The sequence below is a fragment of the Mesorhizobium sp. M7A.F.Ca.CA.002.09.1.1 genome, assembly GCF_003998555.1.
Classification (GTDB): Bacteria; Pseudomonadota; Alphaproteobacteria; order Rhizobiales; family Rhizobiaceae; genus Mesorhizobium; species Mesorhizobium ciceri.
In genome coordinates, this window is record NZ_RZRR01001070.1 from 1 (window position 1) to 1,653 (window position 1,653).

2 protein-coding genes are annotated in these 1,653 nt (G+C 64.4%); one reads left to right on the plus strand and one right to left on the minus strand.

What is annotated here, in order from left to right:
• Positions 1-795, minus strand: a 795-nt coding sequence (locus tag EN994_RS30315; RefSeq protein WP_164746371.1) for an SDR family NAD(P)-dependent oxidoreductase, incomplete at its 3' end; no start/stop codon positions are given.
• Positions 796-961: 166 nt separating this feature from the next.
• On the opposite strand from EN994_RS30315, the gene EN994_RS30320 reads away from it, so the two are divergent.
• The coding region (locus tag EN994_RS30320) for a DeoR/GlpR family DNA-binding transcription regulator (protein WP_164746370.1) at positions 962-1,653 on the plus strand (692 nt) is incomplete at its 3' end.

Consider the following 1,653-nt stretch of genomic DNA (forward strand, 5'->3'; position numbering starts at 1 on the left):
CATGTAGACGCCGCCGGTCACGTTGACGCCCTGGCCGGTCATGAAGCGGGCTTGATCCGAGCAGAGGAACACGACGACGTCGGCGACATCCTCCGGCAGCTCGAGCCGGCCGAGCGGCGTCTGCGCAATATAGTCGGCGACCACCCGTTCGGGCGTGACTTGCCGCAGATGCGCCTCCCACTCGACTTCGCGCGATTGCATGCCGGTCTTGACGAACCCCGGACAGACGGCATTAACGCGTATCCCCTTGGGCGCGAGCTCGCGGGCAAAGGCCTGCGTCCAGCCGAGCACGGCGAACTTGGATGCCGAATAATGCGCCAGGAGCGGCGCACCGACCTTCGCGGCAAGCGAGGCGGTGTTGACGATGCAGCCCGTGCCCTGCTTGACAAAATGCCGTCCAGCGATCTGATTTGCCAGGAATACACCGCGGGCATTGACCGAAAAGTTGAAGTCCCACTCTTCGTCGGTCAGATCGAGCGCGTGCTGCATGGTGGACACGCCGGCATTGGCGATCAGGATGTCGCAGCCGCCAAGCGCTTCCAGTACGGTGGAGAAGGCCGCCTCGACGGAATCGCGGCGGCGGACATCGACCGTGACGGCGGCGGCACCGCCACCAATTTCCTCAGCCGCCTGACGTGCCGCCTTGGGATCCAGATCGCCGATCGCCACGGCGACGCCCTGCCGCGTCAGGGCGGTCGCGATCGCCCGGCCGATCCCCGCGCCACCGCCCGTCACGAAGGCTCGCTTGCCCGCGAGTTCGGCAAGCACGGGAGGCGTGACGGAGACAGCCGGCATGGTCGTATTCTCTCTGCTTGATGGCGGAACGCATTTTGTTGATATCGAGATGCATACCAATAAAATCGAACACTGCAAACATATTTTTGTTTGAAAATGTTTGATCATGCGGTAGTGTGAAGATCAGCAGACCGCTTCGTCGGCGGCTTACCCACCGGATACATCGATGGCAGACGACACCACCCTTCCTGAGACATCGCCGCATGGCGCACCGCGCGACGCCGATCGTCAGCGCCTTCTCGCGCACGACCGGCAGGCACGCATCCTGGCTTTGCTGCGCCGGACGGGGTCGCTCACCGTCGCCGCGGCAGCGGCCGAACTTGCCGTTTCCGACATGACGATCCGCCGCGATCTCGTCGAACTGGAACGCGAGGGTAGGCTGGTCCGAATCCAGGGCGGCGCGATCGAGGCCGACAACCCGCCGCTGGTCGCCATGGACAGCGAAGAGCCGAGTTTCGATTCGCGCTTGCGCCAGCGCCGCGACCCGAAGGCCGCGATTGCCGCGGCCGCGGCCGCGCTGGTTTCGGGATACCGCACGATCGCTTTGGATGTCGGCACCACCACCTATCTGATGGCCGAGCACCTCAGGGACCTTCCGCACGCCAAGGTGTTCACCAACAGCCTCAGGATCGCGGCGGCGCTGAATGGCGGTGTGCCCGAAGTCTATGTTGCCGGCGGCCGCGTACGGGCCGACGAGATGTCGACCGGCGGGCCTGCGGCCATCGCCCAGTTCGAGGCGCTGTGGTTCGATGTCGCCGTGATCGGCGTCTCCGGTATCACAGCGGACGGCCTCTTCGATTATTCCTTCGATGATACCGATATGAAGCGCGCCTATCTGAGGCGGTCAGGCACCAAGAT